The organism is Leptospira sp. WS58.C1 (assembly GCF_040833995.1).
GTDB lineage: Bacteria > Spirochaetota > Leptospiria > Leptospirales > Leptospiraceae > Leptospira_B > Leptospira_B cinconiae.
In genome coordinates this window covers 352,717-373,406 of the sequence record NZ_CP162137.1, presented here as the reverse complement: position 1 = coordinate 373,406, position 20,690 = coordinate 352,717, and the positions used below count along the sequence as shown (strand labels likewise).

At 42.1% G+C, this 20,690-nt stretch carries 17 protein-coding genes; 7 read left to right on the top strand and 10 right to left on the bottom strand.

Translation table 11 applies throughout. The features are described 5' to 3' along the window. Positions 1-99 precede the first annotated feature (99 nt). The 5 genes from AB3N61_RS01795 to AB3N61_RS01775 form a co-directional block, all read right to left on the bottom strand. Positions 100-3,078, bottom strand: coding sequence for a PP2C family protein-serine/threonine phosphatase (locus tag AB3N61_RS01795; RefSeq protein WP_020769677.1), 2,979 nt, complete (start codon positions 3,076-3,078; stop codon positions 100-102). A gap of 4 nt (positions 3,079-3,082) precedes the next feature. Then, positions 3,083-3,502 carry an ATP-binding protein gene (locus AB3N61_RS01790; protein WP_367898333.1) on the bottom strand — a complete coding sequence of 140 codons (420 nt, stop codon included), beginning with the start codon at positions 3,500-3,502 and terminating at the stop codon, positions 3,083-3,085. Between the two features lie 8 nt (positions 3,503-3,510). Beyond that, a complete protein-coding gene (locus AB3N61_RS01785; protein ID WP_020769476.1) occupies positions 3,511-3,852 on the bottom strand; it encodes an STAS domain-containing protein in 342 nt (113 codons plus the stop codon). Further along, the gene (locus AB3N61_RS01780; RefSeq protein ID WP_020769528.1) at positions 3,853-4,776 is read right to left on the bottom strand and encodes a hypothetical protein; all 924 of its coding nucleotides are present in this window, start codon (positions 4,774-4,776) and stop codon (positions 3,853-3,855) included. A 236-nt stretch (positions 4,777-5,012) separates the two neighbouring features. Beyond that, positions 5,013-6,284 carry an alpha/beta hydrolase family protein gene (locus AB3N61_RS01775; RefSeq protein WP_367898332.1) on the bottom strand — a complete coding sequence of 424 codons (1,272 nt, stop codon included), beginning with the start codon at positions 6,282-6,284 and terminating at the stop codon, positions 5,013-5,015. A 146-nt stretch (positions 6,285-6,430) separates the two neighbouring features. On the opposite strand from AB3N61_RS01775, the gene AB3N61_RS01770 reads away from it, so the two are divergent. Further along, a complete protein-coding gene (locus AB3N61_RS01770) occupies positions 6,431-7,054 on the top strand; it encodes a TetR/AcrR family transcriptional regulator (RefSeq protein WP_367898331.1) in 624 nt (207 codons plus the stop codon). Between the two features lie 36 nt (positions 7,055-7,090). On the opposite strand, the gene AB3N61_RS01765 is transcribed toward AB3N61_RS01770, so the two are convergent. The 3 genes from AB3N61_RS01765 to AB3N61_RS01755 form a co-directional block, all read right to left on the bottom strand. Further along, positions 7,091-7,792, bottom strand: coding sequence for an MgtC/SapB family protein (locus tag AB3N61_RS01765; protein WP_367898330.1), 702 nt, complete (start codon positions 7,790-7,792; stop codon positions 7,091-7,093). 15 nt (positions 7,793-7,807) lie between these two features. Then, positions 7,808-8,587 (bottom strand): inositol monophosphatase family protein, encoded by a 780-nt coding sequence (locus AB3N61_RS01760; protein WP_367898329.1) that lies wholly within the window; start codon positions 8,585-8,587, stop codon positions 7,808-7,810. Between the two features lie 149 nt (positions 8,588-8,736). Then, a complete protein-coding gene (locus AB3N61_RS01755) occupies positions 8,737-10,050 on the bottom strand; it encodes a HEAT repeat domain-containing protein (protein WP_367898328.1) in 1,314 nt (437 codons plus the stop codon). A gap of 336 nt (positions 10,051-10,386) precedes the next feature. Between AB3N61_RS01755 and hflX the strand changes: the two genes are divergently transcribed. Further along, entirely contained in the window at positions 10,387-12,057 is a 1,671-nt protein-coding gene (gene hflX, locus AB3N61_RS01750; protein WP_367899041.1) for a GTPase HflX, read from the top strand. A 30-nt stretch (positions 12,058-12,087) separates the two neighbouring features. Here the strand turns inward: hflX and AB3N61_RS01745 are convergent, their stop codons facing one another. Next, positions 12,088-12,213 carry a hypothetical protein gene (locus AB3N61_RS01745; RefSeq protein WP_020769644.1) on the bottom strand — a complete coding sequence of 42 codons (126 nt, stop codon included), beginning with the start codon at positions 12,211-12,213 and terminating at the stop codon, positions 12,088-12,090. Positions 12,214-12,325: 112 nt separating this feature from the next. Between AB3N61_RS01745 and murB the strand changes: the two genes are divergently transcribed. The 4 genes from murB (at position 12,326) to AB3N61_RS01725 (ending at position 16,763) form a co-directional block, all read left to right on the top strand. Beyond that, a complete protein-coding gene (gene murB, locus AB3N61_RS01740; RefSeq protein ID WP_367899040.1) occupies positions 12,326-13,279 on the top strand; it encodes a UDP-N-acetylmuramate dehydrogenase in 954 nt (317 codons plus the stop codon). A gap of 15 nt (positions 13,280-13,294) precedes the next feature. Further along, complete coding sequence (locus AB3N61_RS01735; protein ID WP_020769624.1) at positions 13,295-13,876, top strand: TetR/AcrR family transcriptional regulator; 582 nt, start codon at positions 13,295-13,297, stop codon at positions 13,874-13,876. A 398-nt stretch (positions 13,877-14,274) separates the two neighbouring features. Continuing rightward, positions 14,275-14,994, top strand: coding sequence for a TetR/AcrR family transcriptional regulator (locus tag AB3N61_RS01730; protein WP_367898327.1), 720 nt, complete (start codon positions 14,275-14,277; stop codon positions 14,992-14,994). A 227-nt stretch (positions 14,995-15,221) separates the two neighbouring features. After that, the gene (locus AB3N61_RS01725) at positions 15,222-16,763 is read left to right on the top strand and encodes a DUF1566 domain-containing protein (protein ID WP_020769438.1); all 1,542 of its coding nucleotides are present in this window, start codon (positions 15,222-15,224) and stop codon (positions 16,761-16,763) included. Positions 16,764-16,765: 2 nt separating this feature from the next. Here the strand turns inward: AB3N61_RS01725 and gpmI are convergent, their stop codons facing one another. Then, positions 16,766-18,406: a 2,3-bisphosphoglycerate-independent phosphoglycerate mutase gene (gpmI, locus tag AB3N61_RS01720; protein ID WP_020769463.1), complete on the bottom strand. Its 1,641-nt coding sequence runs from the start codon at positions 18,404-18,406 to the stop codon at positions 16,766-16,768. Positions 18,407-18,645: 239 nt separating this feature from the next. Between gpmI and AB3N61_RS01715 the strand changes: the two genes are divergently transcribed. Next, a complete protein-coding gene (locus AB3N61_RS01715; protein ID WP_367898326.1) occupies positions 18,646-20,670 on the top strand; it encodes a hypothetical protein in 2,025 nt (674 codons plus the stop codon). The last annotated feature ends 20 nt before the right edge of the window (positions 20,671-20,690 follow it).

Below are 20,690 nucleotides of genomic sequence, written 5' to 3'. Positions count from 1 at the left end.
TTTTAAAGGATGGCGTTTTAGGAGTTCCAACATGCGTTAAGTGTATATCGCTTGTTTAGGCTTTTCTCCTACAAGGCCATAAATGAGAACAAGCGGTTCTTATCTTTTCCGGATCGCGATCATCGCGATATCGTCGGAAAGTTTCGAAAACCCGGTCGCGCTCAGGTCTTGTTGCGTATGGGATTCCACATCCGTAACGATTGTCTTGATCAATTCTTCCGGACGTTTTTCTCCGTTTGCATGCAAAAGTTTCGCAAGCCTCTCTCTGGTATACATATCCGAGTTCGGACTTCTTGCTTCATCCAAACCATCCGTATATTCAAAGAAAATATCTCCGGAATCCAAAGTTAATGCCCTCCTCTCAATAGTAGTTTCAAAGAAAGAATTTTCATCCATACCGATCGGCAAACCGCCTGCAGGAAGTTCTTTGATCTTTCCATCGGAAGCGTCGAAGAATAAAGGCTTAACATGGCCCGCAGATATATACTCCAATCTGGAAGTATTGGAATCGAAGATCGCCAAAAAGAATGTGATAAAAATATGATCAGGAGTATCTTCATACAGATATCCGTTTGCCTCGAGCAGGATCTTTTTCAGATCCCTTTCTCCCTTCCGTAGAATGGCCCGGATCTGAGCCCTGAAAAGAGCCATCACGATCGCAGGACCCACACCATGGTTGGAAACATCACCGATACAGATCGCGATCTTTCCTCCGCCTAATTCGATAAAATCGTAATAATCCCCACCTACTCCGGTCATCGCTTTATAGAACGCCCCGAATTCAACATAGTCGTTCAAGCTAGAAGGAAGTTTTTCAGGAAGCAGACGTTTCTGGATCTCTTCCGCCGCCAGAAGTTCCCCTTTCATCTCTTCTCTTTCCTTTAAACCGTGAACCATATCATTCAGAGATTCACTCAATACGCCGATCTCGTCGTAACCCGCAGGAGGAAATTCGACATTCAGATTCCCTTCTCCGATTAACTCTGCATTTTTACTGATACCCCTGATCCTGCGGACCACAAACCAAGCCAAGCCGTACGCCAGAAGAATTGCGATAGTTCCGATGATCCCCGTGTAACGGATCATCTCTTCTCTGTTGGATCTCATCTGACGAACACCTTCGGTCCTATCAATTAGAATAATATTATACCCTAATAAGTCTTTGCGGAGGAGGTCGTAGACTAGCCCCTTACCTTCCTCTTCTCCAGAAAGAACAAGTGGAGTGGAGTCCAGGGCCCACATCATTTCTTCCGCTTCACTTCTACTTCTGACAAGGATACCGGAGTCCCAAGCGATCCCCTTAGGAGTTTTAGGTAGTTCCGTCTCTGAATTTCCGGAAAGGATCCATTCTCTCAAAAGCCTCCATTTGATCCGAACGGACTTTCTTTCATTATCATCTTTATAATATCTTCTAATGCTGGCGGGCCCTGTTTTGAAAGGAATAAATGTGAAATCCTCCAATGCCGCCTCTCTCAGGCCGTAAAAAGCGTCTTCCGCTTTATGTTCGTAGGAGTTACTCCAATCACCCTTAGTCGATTCCAAACGGATTAAAGAATCCTTATATTCTTCTTCCTGAGATTCTAATATCCTGATCTTTTCCTGGATCTCTTCCGGTGAAGTTTTGTTCTCCCCTTCTTTAGGAGGGAACTTCAGCATCTTCTCCCATTCCAAAATTTCCTTGGAAGTACTTGTTATCTTGTCTTTTAGGGATTTATGATCATCAGTCCATTTTTTCTCATTCTTCTCAAAAACCGAAGAATACGGCTGTAACTGTTCAAGCTTAGTATCTCGTTTCTTGAGCATCTGCCTATAGGCCAGAGCCAGATTTTTGAATTCCTTATCGGAAGAAGGTTTAGCTTTTCCGTCCTTGCGAAGTTCCGACATTCTTGATTTCAATCTTTGAGAGATCTCCGCAATCTCTGCGGAAATTTTTCTATCTTCTTCCAGATACTTTGCCCAATCTTTGGGATTCTCAACGATCTCTTCCGCCATGGACCTGGATCTTTCCGCAGTACTTGGGTTCCTAAAAACAGGACGATATATTACTTCGTATTGTCTACCGCCCACTTCATAACTTTCCGCCTCCGATTTGTTTTGGATAACCTCTAAAACGTCGGTATCTCCGAAAAGGGTTTTACGACTTTCCGTAAAATCCGTCTGTGTGAGTAATTTTTTTCCGGTCTCGGAACTTTGAGAGAAAAGTAAACCTGTGTCCAGGGTTTCCTTCCCCGCTCTATCATAAGCTAAAATCCTAATTTTATCCGGAAGAAGTCCTAAAGAAGAAATTCGATCCTTAAAAGATCCTCTGAAAAAATTCTGAAGAGCCTTTGTTAAAGCGGTCTCACCCGATGCCGCCTTCTTCTCTCCGTCCGGGATCGCTTTTTCTGCGGCCTTTCGTTCCTTCTCTAATTTGTCCTTATCCGTAAGATAGGTTTTTTTCTTCTTAGGATCGATATCGGGTTTTGCTAATTCAGAATCTATATCCTTTAACTCTTCCGTAATTTCTTCTATTCTGATCTTAGAAGTTTCCGCACTGATCCTTGCGAGGGCGGTCTTTTCCGCAATGGATCTGATCTTTTCATAAACAGGTGCGTCAATCGGAGCTCCATTCTCTTTTCTTAATTCGTTTCGGACCTTGGATTCGAATTCTTGGATCTCTTTTTCGGAAAGATATCTCGTAAAATAAGTATCAACGGATTTATAAACATTTCCCCTTTTCACGTTCAAACCGATGGATTGACCAAATGCTTTTAACGCACCGAAAAGCCCGCCTTCTTTCTGGACGACCGTCCTTTTAAATTTACTGAGTTGTTTTTTCTTCTCTTTCACTCTGACCTTGAATTCCTCTATCAAGATCATACTTCGGCTCAGGTTTTCCAGATCCAGAACGACAGAGTTCACATATTCCAAAGGAGCTTTTAATTCCGACTCCAACTTCTGTTCCAAAGCCTTTGTCTGTTGGGCATAATGAATTATGGATGTGAAGCCTAATATGGAGATAACCAATGCGGCCGTAAAAAAGGAAAGTTTCGCCCGAATCCCGGGAAGAACCGCTCTCAGGAATTTGTTTTTAATCATCTTATTATCTCGTATGGATCAGAGTAAGTTTGTTACGCGGGGGATTTTTAAGACGTTGGTAACGTACGATCATTATTTTTTTAATGGAACGTAATCCGAAACCTCCATCGGCCCCGCTTTCGTATAATTCCTTCCAGGTTTCGCTTTTTTCTTTCGTGGGATCGAAAGGAACGCCTTGGTCCAGGATGGAGAATTTCCAGCTTCCCTTATTCTTTTTCATTCTGAGCTCGATTTTAGAGGAGTTCGGCTCCGAAAATCCGTGTTCTATTACGTTAGTCATTGCTTCATCCAGGCAGAATACGATCCGGCCTTTGACTATATCCGAACAGTCCTCTCCCAAAAATTCACGGACCTCCCCCCGAATTTTAGAAAGTTCATCCAGGTCTACGGAGTAATATAGGATTTTTTCCGGAGAGGAATCCATGAGAGGATTCAAACCCCGCCTAATGCGTCATCTAAAGAGGGGAATACTCTTACCTTTTTGGTGAAATACATGAGTTCCATCGTATCCTTCACTTCCTTCTTAAGGCTGCAGAAAACGATCTCTCCCGATTTTTCCTTCAGGAATTTTTGGATGGAGTTTAAAACACCGATCCCTGCGGAAGCGATATAAGTAAGAGCGGAACAATCACAGATAATTGTTTTAATTCCGTTCCCTACCGCTGCTTCCAATTTGATCTTTAGATCCGGAGCGGTCTTAGCATCGATCTCGCCCGCGACTTTGAGGATCAACTTGCTTCCTTCCACTTTTTCGTTGAATGTGAGGTTCGCCATTTACACACCCTTCCTTAATTCTTTCATTAAATCCTTCGCTTGGATGATTCCGTATAACTTTCTTTCTAAGGAGTCAATTTCGTAATAATATTTCGTGTTCGGATCCCCTTCGAAAATATGAGCGTATTTCCTTATACCTTGGATCGCCTTCTTTGCATTCCCTTCTAAAATGCCCTTTGTTATGGAAAAGTAAAGTTCTATGGCGAGAGAATCTTTTAAATTCTCCTTGAATCCGACTTCACGTTTTCCTAATGCGTCCAAAAGATTTTCCACCTCTTGTTCGCTATAAGTTTCCGAATCGCTGTAGTTAATTATATATCTGGAAAGTAACTTTTTACAACGGACAAGGTTATTGACCTTTGCCGCAGAAAGTATCTGCTGATACAAGGTATGCACTTCCGAGTCAAGATACACCTTCTGTCTGGTCCCGTCCAATTTCACTGGCTCGAAAGCGGATTTTAATTCTTCTTTAGAGAAATTCTTAATGGAGTCTTCGAAAAGTTTTTCGTTATTATTGCTGGTTACTTTTTCGAATTCTTTTAAAGGTTTTTCTAATACGGCGACAAATTCCAAAGCCTCGGGAGAAGAGGCTATACTACCCGTTTCCTGGATCTTCTCTAAAAAGAAAATGCAAGAGTCTCCCAAAGCGGAAAGACTCTCTATAATTGCCTGAGAGATTAAACGTTTGCAATGATGCGGGATCGTATGCAAATAGGAAGGATTGTTGAAATCCTCTTGGATCTTATCGATCATCTTACTTGCAGCAAGTGCAGAATGGGATTTTTCCTTTTCCCAACCTGCGTAGATAAAGGGATCGTATAGATATTTCTTAAAATTCTTTTTGCCGGACATGGCAAGAAGTCGGATGATTTTTACAAGTTCCTGTGCGAGATCCGAAGGGATCGATGTTCTTTTTTCGGCCATATCCAGGTCAGTGTCATTTTATAAACTCTTAAAAAAAGCATAGCAAATTCCGAAATTCGAATAGAATCCCGCTAAAAGTAATAGGACATAAATAGATTTTAGAATTGTAATATTCGGAGTTGGGCGACTCCTCGCTACGCTCGGACCGGGCTCTACGCTGCAATCAGCGACGCACCATGAACGGTGCATCGCCGGATTTCCGCTGCGATCCCTGTCGCGGTCCTAATGACGGAACTTCATTTATTTTCGAACCTTTTCATCCAATCGAAAAAGTCCGCGTGCCATAAAGCCTGAGCGCCTAATTGGCAATGCTCCGCTCCTCCTGATCCTCTGTCATAGAGTATCGAAGTAACGCTTTTCGCATTCGTTAATTTACTCTTAAAGTCCTCGACTTGTTTGACCGGAATGAAGTGATCTTCCGTTCCTGCGAGGATCAAAACGTCTTGTGTGATCTTTTCTGCAGAATTCGCCAACGTATAAGCCCTAAATGCTTTCAAAGTCTCGCTTGAGGTTCCGGTTTTCATCGTCCATCTTCCATTTTTTACTCCCCAGGAAAAACTGGGAGAAAGGGACGATTTTATCTTCACTAGGAACTCAATTACATTATCATAATTCTTTTTTTCAAGCCAGAGTATGATCCCCGGAACGGAATTCTCGGCCACTTCTCCAAAATCGAACAAAACGTCGTAGGCAACCACTCCGTCAAATCTCTTGTCGTAAGCGGCAGCACGGGGAGCGAAATATCCGCCCAGACTCATACCTACCAGAACGGATTTGCTAGGTTTCTTATGAGAAGCTAAAAAAGTATCCAGTACGGCTTTCGTCGGCTTTTCCCATTCGGGAGTAAAACCCAAATTTTGCTTTCGTAATACGGAACCTTGGCCAGGCCCTTCGTAAGTAAGCACGCTGAACCCTCTCTCATAAGCAGCTCGAACAAGAACGAAATATAATTCTTCTAAAGTCGAATCGAAACCTCCCACGAGAACGATCAAAGGTTTATGATCCGCACCGGAAGGCCCCGGATAATAGATCGCATTTAATTGATATTCGCCGTAAGGAACTTTGATCTTCTCATATTTTACTCCAAGAGTATCCAATCCTTTATGAAAAACTTCCACGGATCTATCGAATGCGGAAGATCTTTTTTCATCCTCAGGATCTAGGAAAAATTCCGCCGTTCTAAGATAATTATGCGCTCTCAGGTATGCTTGCCCCCGGCTCATCCGGTCCTGGATACGATCTCCTCTCTCTAAAACCTTATTTCCCGCATTTTCCCAGGCGGAAAACCAAGATTGAGGGTCCCCTTCCTTGATATTCCGTACCGCCTCGAGAACCTCTCCTGTTTCCGCTCCGTCACTGCGGGCGTCGTTCAAGGCTCTTAAGGTTTGAAAATGATAGGCCTGATCGTTGAAAAAACGCCCCTTTTCGATTTTCCCGCAGTTCCAAACGGAAATTGAAAGCACCATAAAAACCAAAAGATGACTAAATTTCCCTATTATACATCCCATTCGAATTCTCCAAAACATGAACTTTGTTCATATATCAGACGAACTAAAAATAAAATGTAAATTAAAATTTGAACCTTGTTCATGTTTTTTAAAAAATGGAAAATACGCTTGTTAGGCAAAACGGCCGATCTCGAATATTTTCAGAAATGGATCCGAAGAAAAAAACTGTCCGTAATCCTGTACAAGATCGTTCGATAGCCCGAAAAGAAAGCATAATAGATGCTGCCTATAGACTCGTAAAACGTAACGGATATAATGAAACCGGAATACGGGACATAGTGGAAGAAGCGGGTGTTTCCATCGGGACGTTTTATGCTTACTACAAGGATAAGAACGATATTGCTTTAGAAATAGTTCGAAAATATAGCGAAGAATTTTACGGGAATCTTGCCGCGGAAACTATCGGCTTACTTCCTGAAAATGCAGATCTTACCAGGATTATTTTGGAAATTTTAACCAGAATGCGCAAGTCCGCCTTAAAAAACAAAAAACTACATAAAGAATTTGCGATATTGTCTCTTTCGGACCAGGCTCTTGCAAGTGCCGTAAAAAAAATTGAAAGGGAAAGGATCGGAACGGAAGTTTTCAAACTGCTGCAATACTTCGGCAAAGGCCGAAAACTAAGATCCGAACCCTCAGCTCTTTTAGTCGCCCAAAGAGCAATGGATGATATAATAACGTATATGGTTCTACAAGGATTCGATATCCCGGATGAAAAAATCCTAGAAGAGACCGCACTTATGATCGGAAGATATTTAGAGATCTCTTAATTTCTGGAGCCGAATTCAGATCGATATCGTCCAAGCTTAAGTAGATTCTATACTGATTTTTATGACATCCGCCAGATTCCTGAATTCGTCCACGATCTTTAGAATATCGAAATCTCGAGGCATAGCGATCGTAAGTTTGATCTGAGCGTTTTTAGTTTGGTAATCTTGCATAAAAGATTCCGAAACCAATCGTAACTTATTTCTTAATAATAATTCCTTAAACCCTTTTCGGTGGAATTTTTTCTGTTTCAGATCCAGGATCAGGACCTTATATTCGTATTTTCCGAAATATCTTTCTTCTACCAGATCGAATAAGACCAGAATGATCAGAGTAGCAACCGTGGTTAAAAATCCTGCATAATAAAGACCGGCACCGACAAGTAAACCGATGGCAGAGACAATCCAGATAGAAGCTGCAGTATTCAGTCCTTTCACGGTCAATCCGAACTTCATGATCGCACCCGCACATAAAAACCCGACTCCGGAAACCACCTGAGCCGCAATCCTAGAGGGATCTCCTCCCGCTACCGAATAAAATTCCGGAATAAAAATGGATAATAACATCAAAACCGTAGAAGCAAGACCGATCAAGATATGGGTCCTAAAACCGGCACCGTGATTTTTGCCTTCCCTATTCCAGCCTACCACACCCGCAAAAAGAATGATCAACCCCACCCGAAGACTGACCGTGAAGGTATCGATCGTTTTAGAATCCAAAATGGTTAGAAATTCCTGCATATTCCAAGGAATGCTTTAAGGTTTCAGTCGGTAAACTTCTTTTAATAAATCTTGATCTCTGCTTAACAAGGCGGACATTCGGATCTTATCCCATTTCAAAGGCTTGCCTGTTTTATCCAAAGCGATCCCACCTGCTTCTTCCAAAGCAAGAACACCTGCGGCAAAGTCCCAGATCTTGGCACCGCTTAAGTTCATGAAGAGATCCGTTTTGCCTTCCAATAATTCCAAAAACCCTGCGCCTGTCGCAGCCAAGGCACGGGTCGCTAAAGTACTTTTACTAGCGCTCGCAATCCAACGATAGTCCTCGTCTTGAAAAGTATTATTGATCTCAAGAGAAAGAACGGAACGATCCAGACTTCCTCCTTTTTTCAACAGAATCTTTCGATCGTCGATAAAAGTCCCGAATCCTCTTTGAGACGTGAGATACGTATCCAAGGCAGGGAAATAAATACATCCTACTTCAGGAGATCCATCCTCCACGTATGCTAAAATTACGCTGAACTCTTTGATCCCTCTGGAAAATAAAGTGGTGCCGTCTAACTCATCGCAGACAATAAAAGTCCTGGGAAGAGGCTCATAATTATTCTGCTCTTCCATTACCAAAGGAATACCGGTAAATTCTTTTTTGAGAATTTCTTTCAGAACACGATGAGAATCCAAATCCGCTTGGGTCAAAACCTGCATAGGATCCTTCAGATCGAAAGCGGATTTTTTTCCGAATAATTTTAAGATCTCTATCCCGGCAGATCTAGATGCAAATTTAAAAACGGATAGAATTTCGGAAAGATCGGTCATTCTTAAAATAAAATTAGAATATTAATATTTTATTATACAAGTTCGGAAGTCAAGACCCGAATCCATGCGCCGGAGGTAACTCTTAAAAAAATAATGTAAAAGAGGATGTCTTCCTGATAGATCCAATGTCTTAACGAAAAGACGAAACTTTATTGAGAATTCGGATTTTCACTCTGAGTATTTGGAGCCGGATCGGAAGTTTCCATATCGTCCAGGATAGAAGGTTTTTTCGGCTTCCTCTTCTTTTCTTCCTTAGGCATGGAAATAGTCCTGATCTGGATATATTTTCCAAACACCCAACCCTGGACAGTTTCCGTAAATGCATCCTTGTATTTGGTGTTAACCAAAACCTTATAATAAAAGTCCTCGATCCTCTGGCCTTCGATTGGAATGATATAAGCTACGGAATTTTTGCCGACTACCTTACCTACTTCTCCCGCTTCCAGGTCTCGGATCTTAGTAGCTCCGACATAAGGCTCTTTGAGAAGAGGAGTATTATCGGAAATGATGGTCATATATTTTCCGACAGCTTTTAGTTTATACAATCTAGCGCTGATCTCGTTCACGATATCTTCCGAACCGGAATGAGCATTAAGAATTCTTAATAGTGCAAAGATCGCAAAGGAATTTTTCTGTTCCGTCAGAGTATCCAAGATCTGATTACGCAGATTTGTTTTATCTTTGAAAGAATCCTCCAAAATTTTCATAGAAGTCCGGGTTTTATGTCTTCCCAAGGCTTCCACTGCCGCTTTTTGGAATTCCTCGTCTTCCGAATTCAAATATTCTATAAAAATGCGAAGGTCTTCCGGCACTTGATAATAGCCAAGACCTAAAAGTGTAGCCTTAACGATTTCCTTATCTTCCGACTTGAGACCTTTTTTTAAAAGAACTTCTCTTGCGCCGGGATCCAACGTTTTACCCATTCCACGGAAAGAAGCGACTCTGATCTCCCTATCGGAGGACTTTGCACCTATATAAAAATAATCTAATGAACGTCTGGAACCGATATCCGCAAGTCCCTTGTACGCAGCCTGACGAACCCATTCTCCGTCACGATCGATCATACTGTGCAAAATATTAACGCCCGCAGGATTTTTCAATCTCCCTAAAGCCAAAGCTGCTGCTGCTCTAACTCTTGGGATAGGATGTGTGAGTCCGAAGTGTTTTAATCTGCCAAAATTGTAAGTTGCTTCCGCTTCAAAGACCTTCAACAGACCGTTCTTTAAAAGATCGTTGTAACGTTTGGATTCGGGATCCAATACTTTCTTTTTAGGTTTTTTCTTATTGGTTCCTTGTTCATCGGAAGAAGAAGGATCTTCGGTGTCCGAGGAAGTATTTCCCACATCGGAAGGATTGCCGGTATCTTCGGGAGTTTGAGCAAAAGCAGGTGAAAACCAGACTCCAAGGGAGGCGATCAGTAATAAGCCTGGAAATAAAAATCTGAAATTCAATGGGGCAAACATTCTTTTATTCGAAAAGCAAGCTTTGGTCCAAGAAACATTTTCCTGTGCCAGCCTCTATTCTTTTTTTCGACCATCCGTTATCGTGCGTTTACCTTTTTTTAGGCCGGAATCCTCGATTGCAAGTAATGTAACCGTAAAAGTAATAATTTCTTTCCGGAATGGGTTACGGATTTGCCGTTTATACCTTTATATCTATAGAATTCGATCTTCTTGCTCTTTTTTGCGATCGGAACTGCTTGACTCTCTTTTTAGGAAATGGTACCGTCTAATTCTTAGAGAAGAGGCAAATTTATCAGTAAGCTCAGCGGAAACCTTTCCGGACTAAAGTCCAATCAGATCCAAAGACTCAAAAAACTCTCCGAGCGTAGAATTCGGGAAAACGTGATCATCACGCCCGAAGTCTCCAGAACACTCACAGAACTTTCCTTCGAAATTAGCAGACAAATCGGGATCCTCATCGATAGGAACGGATACGTAACCCATGTGATCGTGGGATCGGATAGTTCTATCGATATCCCTTGGCTCGATCGCATCAGAACATCCGAAGCCAGGTTAAGGGGTTTGAGACTGGTACATAGTCATCTCAAAGAAGAAAGTCTGAACCAGGAAGATCTTACGGACTTAGCTTTATTACGTTTAGATTATATAACCGCGGTCACTATGGACGAAAAGGGACTTCCCCGGTCCTACTACTCCGCACATGTAAATCCGGAAGACGAAGATGGAGAACCTTGGACAGTTCTTCCTAAAAAAGTCCCGGGACAATTGGAAGAAGGTATACTGGACGAAATTCTGGACATTGAAGGAAGAATGACCAGATACCGTCGAAATCTAAAAGGCGCCCAAAAAGAGAATAGGGCCTTTTTAGTAGGAGTTTATCCTGAAAATAATAGGGTTCGTCCCCCGGCACAGTCGATCGAAGAATTAAAGGAACTTTGCAGGACTGCAGGGGTTCATGTAGTGGACTCGTTTATTCAAAGAAAAAATCGATTGGATCCTTCTACCGTATTAGGAAAAGGTAAACTAGAGGAGATCGTATTAAAGGCCATCCAAAAACAAGTGGAACTATTAGTATTCGATCTAGAGCTTACACCTTCTCAGGCAAAAAAGATCTCCGACTATGCGGATCTGAAAGTTTTAGATAGAACTCAGTTGATCTTGGACATTTTTGCCAGAAATGCGACAAGCAGAGACGGTAAACTCCAAGTAGAACTTGCCCAACTAAAATATCTGAAAGGAAGACTTTCCGAGTTGGATGATAATATGTCCAGGCTCACCGGAGGAATCGGAGGAAGAGGCCCCGGAGAGACCAAACTCGAGATCGGAAAACGTAGGGTAGAAGAAAGAATTTCCAGACTGGAACAGGAACTTAAGTCCTTAAAAAAACGAAGAGAGATCGCGAGAAGAAGACGGAAAAAAAACGAGATCCCTGTCTGCGGTATCGTGGGTTATACGAACGCAGGAAAATCCACTCTACTGAATGCGATGACAAACTCTTCCGTATTATCCGAAGACAAGTTATTCGCAACCTTGGACCCGACATCCAGAAGAATACGTTTCCCGGAAGAACGAGAGATCATAATCTCGGACACAGTGGGATTTATCCACGATCTTCCGCCGGAACTCTCCAACGCATTCAAAGCAACACTCGAAGAATTGGGAGATTCGGATCTTCTAGTGCATGTTGTGGATGTTTCCAATCCTGAATTCAGACAACAGATGGAAGCGGTCGAAACTATATTAGAAGATTTGAATTTATCCGACATTCCAAGGATCTTGGTATTCAACAAAATAGACGGACTACCTGAAGAAGCGCGCAACGAACTTCTAAGAGAAGGTGATCCGGACACGATCTATGTCTCTGCAATCCAAGGTTTCGGATTAAACACTCTATTGAATCGGATAGAAGAGAGAATTTACGCCCAAGCAGAGGCAAAACTCTCTAACTCAAAACTTTGGGAAGATGACGAGGAATGGGAAGAGGAAACGGAAAAAACCTACGTTTGATGTAGGTTTTGGTTCTTGAACAAGTAGACCTTATACCAGTCCTGCCAATTTTTCTTGGTCTAGAGCTAATCGGATCACGGAATTGATATAAGTTTCCCGATCGGATCTTCCGGTGATATAGTCTTGATACACGGATTGCAAGAGCAAATAAAACATAATCTTTCGGCCCCTAAAAGAATGGTCGGACTGGCTTACTCTTCTCATAAGCCTTTTTTAAGCCTTAGACTTTTTTCTTGCTCCTAGATCCGAACGGGGAAACTTGAATAAAGTGGCCATTCTTTCCGAAATACAGATCCGAGAACTAAAGAATTCCCTAGAAAATTCCGGTCTACCCTACCGGGAAAATCAGGATTTGAGCGTTCATTGCTCCTTTAAGATCGGCGGGATTTCTCCCATAATGGTCGAACCTGAAACCCAGGAGCAAATCCTGGAAACTCTTTCCCTATTCGAAAAACTGGACCTTCCTTGGAAAATCCTAGGGGGAGGTACGAACATTCTCATCTCGGATCATCCGAATGATTTTGTGATCTTAAAACTTTCCGGTGGATTTAAGGAATATAAAGACTTAGGGGAAGGAATCTTCCAAGTAGGAGCAGCAACGAACACTACTCCAGTATTTCGCCAGATCTCTCAGAAAGGATATACCGGGGCGGAGTTCCTAAGCACCATCCCTGGTTGGACCGGAGGAGCAGTCATTCAAAACGCCGGATGTTACGGAGGAGAACTTTTCGATCTTATCCAAGAAGTGGAATTCCTGAGAAACGGAGAAGTCCTCAAAAGAAAACCCTCCGAGATTGAGCATGGGTATCGATTTACTGAGTTTCTAAAAAGAAAAGATTCCATTATTCTTTCCATTCGGATCGGATTAAAACCTGGAAACCTGGAAGAGATCGAAACATCTCTCAAAGAAAAAAGGGACAAACGAAATTCTTCCCAACCTCAGAACAAAAAAAGTGCAGGTTCCATGTTCAAAAACCCGAAGGTATTCGACGAACAAGGAAAAGAGATCAAAGCTTGGCAATTTATAGACAAAGTGGGCTTAAGAGGTTTACAAATAGGTGGGGCTCAAATCTCTCCGGAACATTGTAATTTTATAGTGAATACCGGAGGAGCAAAGGCGTCCGATGTGTATGGACTAGTTAATACTGTCCAAGAAAAAGTGGAAAAAGAAACCGGTGTGATATTACAAAGAGAAGTGGAATACTTCGGTTCCATTCCCTAATTCCAGGAAAACAAAATGCCAGTAGTTCGAGATCCGGAAGATAAAAAAGAAAGAATACTCACCTCTGCCCTGCGATTATTCACCGAAAAAGGTTTTGAAGCAACTCCAATACCTGATCTAGCTAAGGACGCGGGTATCGGCGCCGGAACCATATACAGATATTATAAAAACAAAGAAGAACTGGTAAACGAGTTATATCGTTTCTGGAAAAACAAACTGAGAGAAACTCTCGCGGCAAATTATCCGGAAAAAGCAAAGTCCAAGGACTTATTCATTCATTTGTGGAAGGCACTTGCTACCTTCTACCACCGTTACCCGGAAGCATTCGAATTTTTAGAACTACACTATCATTCTCCTTATCTGGATCAGGCTAGCAAAAAAGCAACCTCCCAAACCATGGAGTTCATTTGTACGTTCTTAGAACAAGCGAAAGCGAAAGGAGACATCAGATCCGACCTAGGCTCCATGGAACTGGTTTCCTTATGTTATGGAAGTTTTGTGGGAATGGTAAAGATGGCCAAAGGTGGATATATTCAACTTTCTCCGGAAACTTTACATGCTTCCGGTTTAACTCTTTGGAAAGCGTTGGCGAAATAAGATCCCTTCTGTTCTAAAATTTATTTCCGAAGACATAAGGATCATTCCAAAGCAGATTCTTAGCAAAAACGGAAACAATATTCCAAATTATATATTCTTAAAATCTCAATTTATCATTTCTCAAATAACATCTCTTTCTAATATGCATATATATTAGATTCTAATGATTTACGGAATCTGAATTCAGATTCCGGTATTATGGATAGGAAATTTATCCAAAGAGGTCTTCCCAAATTAACTTTGTTTTTACTGATCGAAGGCAAATATATTGGATAGATTACAAATTATGTTATTTTGGCCTTTCATCCTTGACAATAATGCTCGTTAGACGGAACTTTCGGCCTTACTTTATTAGGAAGAAATTTAAGAAAAAATAAAATTTGAAAATGGTTACCCGAATGGAAAATAATCCCCCGTTAGAGACCCAAGATATTTCCTCGGATCCAGAGCTCACACCCGATCAGGATCCCATATTTGAAACAGAAAAGGAGCCTCAGGAAGATAGATTAAACAAAAAACAAGACGAGTCCAAAGAGAGGATCATTCGTTCCGCTCTCAAGTTATTTGCAGAAAGAGGATTTTTCGAAACAAGGATTCCTGAGATTTCCGCTTATGCAAAAGTGGGCGTAGGGACAATGTATCGTCATTTCCGGAACAAGGATCACCTGTTCAACGAAACATTTCGGATCTCGGTCCAAGAATTTTCTGAGTTCTTAGATAGATCCGTCTCTAAGAATCTAACTCCAAAAGAACAGTTTTTCGATTTCTGGAAAGGACTCGGACTATTCTCGCAAGGTAAATTCGACCAGTTGATCATGATAGAAAGAAATCTATCCTCCTACATACTGGATGAAGAAAGCACAAAAGAGGCAGCCGCCTTAAAGCAGAAAATTTCAGAATACTTTGCCCCTACCCAGAACGACAAAAATCTTAGACAACTGTATCCTTCTCTCATATTAGGTTCCTTTACAGGGATCCTACGTTTCCATCGGATCCAGGAGAATTATATAGACCCGTCCCTTTTGGAACAATCCGCCGAAATGTTATGGGAAGGATTTTCTAAGGTTCGCCAAGCTCCAACTTCTAAAAAGAAAGAAAAACATACAAAAAAATCCTGAAATCAGGGATGGGATGTTTTTTTTGTCGGAGATTTATCCTAGATAAGATAGGGATAAATAAGAGCCTTGCCCAAAAGGTCCAGGCTCATTGAAGTCTGAGCTTAGGGTTATATCGATAGTCTAAGCGTTCGACCAGGTCGTAAGTGTTAAAAACTTATTTACTAGATGGAAATGGATCATAGGATAATTTCGTCCTTTTGATATTAAACCATTGTTAAGATAATAATATGCGGGCTCGATTTTTATTTTTTTTAGTTGGATTCGGAATGTTATGTAAACCGATAGAAGTGCATAACCCGGCTATCCCATTCTCGGATGCTTGGTGGGAAACTACCTTTGTTCGTTGTATCTTGGGAGAATTGGATGTATGTCTTCCGGGCCCGGCAGTCAGTGGTAGCCTTAGCACTAAATTCGTAAGTAATAATCCTGGAGCAGTTACCTCTTCCGACCTCACATGGAGATCGGACACTGCCGGACCTTACGATATTCGGATAGATTCCAGCTCATGCACAAGTGGCACAAGTTTAACCACAGGAACTGCAATCGCAAACACGGACAATATGACCGCGATCAATGCAAGTCTTCTTCCTTTAGGAGCCAGTTATGTTAGAGTTTGTGTCACCGATCCGGAGGAGGATCTAACCGGTTCCGGGATTTTCAGGATCGTTCGGGATGATACTTATCCGACCGCGGGCACAAATCCCTCGGGTGGGGCCTACAATTCTTCTCAAAATGTTTCTATTATATGTTCGGATACTGGAGGAGCCGGTTGCGATAAGATCTCCTATGTTACCGACACTTCTACTCCGGATATTGATGGGGTGAGCGGAACTATAAATGTAGGGACCCAGTATTCTACTCCTATCAATGTTGCCGCTAATTCTTCCACTTCTTTTAAGTATGTGGCAAGAGATAAGGCGGGGAACGTATCCACCGTTTCTACTTCCGATATCACTGTCGACACTGTGACTCCTACTATATCCGCAGTTACACCGAGTGATGGCACAACAGGAGTTGCTCTTTCTCCCGGATCTCTTACTCTAAGTTTTGCAGAGCCCATGAATACCGGTCTTACGATGAGCATGGCAACGGAAATCTATAACGGAACCTCATGGGTTACAATTCCGAACAGTAATACAATATTCGATTGGCAGGACGCTCAAACCTTAGTTATAACCGTTAGCTGGGTTTATTTTCCGGAAGAATCCCAGATACGTTGGACAATTCCCGCCAGTTCCTTGCAAGACGAAGCCGGAAATGCAGTCAGCCATCAGTCGACTTTTACAACCACTACCGGGGCTCCGGTCTCAGGAGCTCAGGTCTATTCCGGCCCGACGGCTCATGGAATTTATACTTCGGATATCACCACTACGGATTCTTCTACCGGACTTGTTTGGAAAACTTGTTGGGAAGGAAGAGTGGGGCCAGGCTGTGCTTCCGGCTCTGCAACAAATACTTCTTGGGCAGCCGCGTTAGACGCGTGTGCTTACCTAAACACCGTACACGGTCCCGGAATTGGTTACGCCGATCGAGAAAACTGGAGACTTCCCAGAGCGGAAGAATTATACTCTCTTGTCGAAGGGGTCGCTGATCCGTATATCAATACTACCGCATTCCCAAATCCTGTTTCTCCTGCAACCTGGACCGCATCCCGAGGAATTTCAGGCTCTCCAATGGATCAGTTTGCAAGGACCGTAGTATTCATGTATGGGAGCCTAAATCAGTTCGATAAAAGCCTAAGCTATGCAATTCATTGTGTAAGTGACTGATCTTACTTCGTTATTAAACTAGGATGATATCCTTCCGGAGTTTCGTATCCCATAATATCTAAGATTGTAGCCGCAACGTTAGCAAGTCCAGGTTCTTGTAGATCCGTTCTCAGTTTAATCTTGTTCTCAGGGTCCAAAACACTGAACGGAACCGGATTTAGAGTATGTGAAGTTTTAGGGACGGGTTTACCTTCCTTATCCTTCTGCACATTTCCTTTTTTATCCAGCTGGTACATCTCATCCGCATTCCCGTGGTCTGCGCTCACCAATAGAACTACATTATTTTTTTTGCATGCTTCCGCAAGACGGCTCATACATCCGTCCAGGAATTCCATTGCTTTCACTGTGGCCTGGTAATTTCCAGTATGGCCTACCATATCCCCATTCGGAAAATTGATCCTATAAAAGTCCGAATGATTCTCACCTAAAACTTTTTCAAGCTCCGCAGTGATCGCTTGCGCTTTCATTTCAGGAGTTTGGTCGAATGGAATTACATCGGAAGGAATTTCCTTATACTCCTCACTTTTGGGATCGAATTTGCCGGAACGATTCCCGTTCCAGAAGAACGTTACATGTCCGTATTTTTGTGTTTCGGATAACGCATACTGGTTGATCCCCGACTTGGCCATATATTCGCCCAAAGTACGATCGATTGCAGGAGGACTTACCAGAAAACGTTCTGGCAATTGTAGATCCCCGTCGTATTGCATCATTCCCGCGTAACATACTGCGGGGAAATTTCCTCTATCGAATTTGTCGAAATTTTTCTGAGTGAACGCTTGGGAGATCTCGATTGCTCTGTCCCCTCTGAAATTCGTGAATACTACTGAGTCTCCACTTTCAATTTTTCCAACCGGCTTACCGGATTCTTCAACCACAAAGCTAGGAAGATATTGGTCGATTACCGCCGGATCTTCCTTCCTAAAAGTTTCGATCGCAGTCTTTGCATCCGGGAAAGTCCTACCTTCTCCATGAACATGGATCTTCCAGCCTCTTTCCACCATGGCCCAGTCCGCTTCATAACGGTCCATGGTGATTGTCATTCTTCCACCGCCGGAAGCGATCTTTATGTCAGCTCCTTCGGATCGAAGAGAGGTCAGCCATTCTTCGAATGGAATTAAATACTCTAGAGCGGATTTCTCCGGTACGTCGCGTCCATCCAGAAGAATATGCAACCTGATCCTTGGGACCTTCTCTTGTATCGCAGCCTGTATTAATGATTTTGTATGATCGATATGTGCATGAACATTTCCGTCCGAAAACAAACCGATTAGATGCAAAGTGGAATTTTTGGTCTTGGTATTTTCTACAATTTCTTGCCAAGCTTTTCCTTCGAATAACAGTCCTTTAGCGATAGAGTTATTGACTAGCTTAGCGCCCTGATCGAAAATACGCCCGCAACCCAGTACATTATGACCTACTTCGGAGTTTCCCATATCTTCGTCAGAAGGCATACCAACGGCAGTCCCATGCGCTTTCAAAAGAATAGTCGGGGATTCTTTCCAGAGTTTATTGAGGAAAGGAAGATTGGCGCCTGCAATCGCATTCCCGAATTCGGGTCCCTTCGGAGTATAGCCTACTCCGTCTAAAATTACGAATAATAGCTTTTTGGGGGAGAACGGAGTCTTTTTTTTCAGTTGCATTCTATTCCAGGAAAGCTCTCCCGCACGCTTCGTCAAGAGGATTCATATAGCAACTTCGGCATACGTCCTTCGGTTTATATCGGTTTTATCGAAAAAGAAAGAGAATTTAGGTTTTTCGGTGGAAGCGTTTAGAATGCATTATATCATGGTTTTGAGTATCCTTGGGATACTTATATCCTTAAGCGGACACTCTCCGCAAGTATATTCTAAATATTTAATATTAAATTATTCATAAAAAGATGAACGTAAAAGGTCCCAAACCCTTAGATCCGCATACAGGCAATGTAGCCGTTCCTAATTTCTTAAAAGTTAAGAAGTTAAACGAAGTCGTGAGTTACTACATGAACGACAAGATAACTCATTCTGTCTACAAAGCGATTCAGGCAGCGACATCTTTCAAAAACGTAAAAAAAAGACAGTTATTCGAACCGCATCATAGAGTCCCCGAAGTCGGAGAATTAGGTCCGAAGGATATAGATCTTCATTTAAAACGCTTGCTGGAGGATGGTACAGTTTCTCAACTTGCTTACTTAATCAGCGACAGTGCGGAAAAACAGCCGGAAGCACTTCCTTGTTATGCGACTTTTCCCGAATCGGAATCTTTGGATCTAAGTAGGATCTATCTGGAACTTCTGGATTATTCCGTTTCTTCTTTATTAAGTTATCTTGATAGAAAGCCTGAAACGAGCAAGATCCTACTTTGGGAGAATCTAGAATCGGATCTAGAATGGGGAGCCAGGAAGGAAGCTCCATTCCCTCAATTATTCCTGTATTTAAAACAGGCGTTCCATAACGAACATTTCCGAATTCCCGCAAATGCGGAGTTCATTAAGGATTTCTTATTCGAATTAGAGGACGATCTTCATAAGAAAGGAAGAATTATCGACGTTCCCGGATACGGACTATTCGGGATCAAAAATCCGAAAGAAGCAGTTCAGATCATGGACTACGTGGACGACTTTATCCAATCCAAAGGAACCAAACAATTACGTCATGTTCTAATGGACGAGTTCCAAAAGATCGCCATGGAAGAAAAATTATATTATTCTAATACTTCCAATCCCGAGACCACAAAATTCAAAGCGGAAAGAGCTGAAGCTTTTGCCAGAGCTTTGCCGGGCAATCCAAGTCCCGGAACTCCAGGAATGTTAAGTGTAGTTTTAGTTCGAAGCTTATCCGAACTTGCGGAAAAAGAACTTCATAAACAATCTGCGGAAAAAGATAGAAATAGGTTCCATGATATCAAAAAAAATCTTCTCTCGGAATCCGGTTCTTGGGAAAAAAAAGTACTCTTAGTTCCTGACAAGGAATTCAAATCCTATCCGGAAGAATTGAAAAGAATGTTGATGGACGATCTGGAAATCGGTTACTCCACTTGGGAGACCAAAACCAGTACGATCCATGCATTCTTTCATAAAAATGCAAACAGTGTCAGACAGATTATTCTTAGTTTAGGAGCCGCTACAAACGTAGAAACTTGGAAGATCCTATGCATCAGACAACTTGTGGAATCCAACGAACCCCAGATCAAATCGATTTTTAGAGAACCCGATCTGGTCAAAGCTTACGGAAAAGTATTAAGGAAAGGTTATTTAGATTATTTCCCCTGGTATTATACTATTCTTGATCTTCTGGGGATAGGAAGATTATTCCAAGATATGTTCTTTGCCCAAGCAAAGGATAAGATCAAATGGCAGCAAAATCAACTCAAGGCCAGAAACCACGAAACTTCCAAAAAGGAAGAACAGGTAAAGCTCCAAGAAAAGCTCAAAGAAGAGGAAAAGATCCGCTTAGCCGAACAGAAATCTAAAATTTCTTCCGCAATGGACGAGTTTTATTTTAAACGTATTCTCCCGCCTACAGCCTCCGAGATCCAGGGAAATGTTGGAGAATACTCCGCTGATCTATATTACCAAATTTTAGATCGGGAGAAGTTCGTTTTTATCCCCTGGGAAAAAGGGAAGGAAAGAATGGACCAGATCCTATGTTATCCTGCGAACGAATCCTTTAGGAATAAGGCCAGAGAATTGCATAGACTCCTTTCAGAAAGGATGGAAGTCCTGCAAAACAAAGTCCGGACCGCGGAGGAAGAAGACAGCAGAACTAGGATCGCAAAAGTAATTAAGCATGTGGACGAATGGTTCGCTTCTCATAAATCTTCGTCTGACAAAACGACCCCTCACAAAGGAAAAGCAGATTCGGATGATCCTTATGAGTCATTCCGTAAGGAAATCGATAAATTAAGAAAAGTAGACAAATCTTGAGGAATTTTCTTAATAACGAA

Excerpts from the sequence above, each read along its gene's own strand:
- AB3N61_RS01795 (WP_020769677.1), bottom strand. The coding sequence starts at position 3,078 with ATGATTAAAAACAAATTCCTGAGAGCGGTTCTTCCCGGGATTCGGGCG.
- AB3N61_RS01790 (WP_367898333.1), bottom strand. The coding sequence starts at position 3,502 with ATGGATTCCTCTCCGGAAAAAATCCTATATTACTCCGTAGACCTGGAT.
- AB3N61_RS01785 (WP_020769476.1), bottom strand. The coding sequence starts at position 3,852 with ATGGCGAACCTCACATTCAACGAAAAAGTGGAAGGAAGCAAGTTGATC.
- AB3N61_RS01780 (WP_020769528.1), bottom strand. The coding sequence starts at position 4,776 with ATGGCCGAAAAAAGAACATCGATCCCTTCGGATCTCGCACAGGAACTT.
- AB3N61_RS01775 (WP_367898332.1), bottom strand. The coding sequence starts at position 6,284 with ATGGGATGTATAATAGGGAAATTTAGTCATCTTTTGGTTTTTATGGTG.
- AB3N61_RS01770 (WP_367898331.1), top strand. The coding sequence starts at position 6,431 with ATGGATCCGAAGAAAAAAACTGTCCGTAATCCTGTACAAGATCGTTCG.
- AB3N61_RS01765 (WP_367898330.1), bottom strand. The coding sequence starts at position 7,792 with ATGCAGGAATTTCTAACCATTTTGGATTCTAAAACGATCGATACCTTC.
- AB3N61_RS01760 (WP_367898329.1), bottom strand. The coding sequence starts at position 8,587 with ATGACCGATCTTTCCGAAATTCTATCCGTTTTTAAATTTGCATCTAGA.
- AB3N61_RS01755 (WP_367898328.1), bottom strand. The coding sequence starts at position 10,050 with ATGTTTGCCCCATTGAATTTCAGATTTTTATTTCCAGGCTTATTACTG.
- AB3N61_RS01745 (WP_020769644.1), bottom strand. The coding sequence starts at position 12,213 with ATGTTTTATTTGCTCTTGCAATCCGTGTATCAAGACTATATCACCGGA.
- AB3N61_RS01735 (WP_020769624.1), top strand. The coding sequence starts at position 13,295 with ATGCCAGTAGTTCGAGATCCGGAAGATAAAAAAGAAAGAATACTCACC.
- AB3N61_RS01730 (WP_367898327.1), top strand. The coding sequence starts at position 14,275 with ATGGAAAATAATCCCCCGTTAGAGACCCAAGATATTTCCTCGGATCCA.
- AB3N61_RS01725 (WP_020769438.1), top strand. The coding sequence starts at position 15,222 with ATGCGGGCTCGATTTTTATTTTTTTTAGTTGGATTCGGAATGTTATGT.
- gpmI (WP_020769463.1), bottom strand. The coding sequence starts at position 18,406 with ATGCAACTGAAAAAAAAGACTCCGTTCTCCCCCAAAAAGCTATTATTC.
- AB3N61_RS01715 (WP_367898326.1), top strand. The coding sequence starts at position 18,646 with ATGAACGTAAAAGGTCCCAAACCCTTAGATCCGCATACAGGCAATGTA.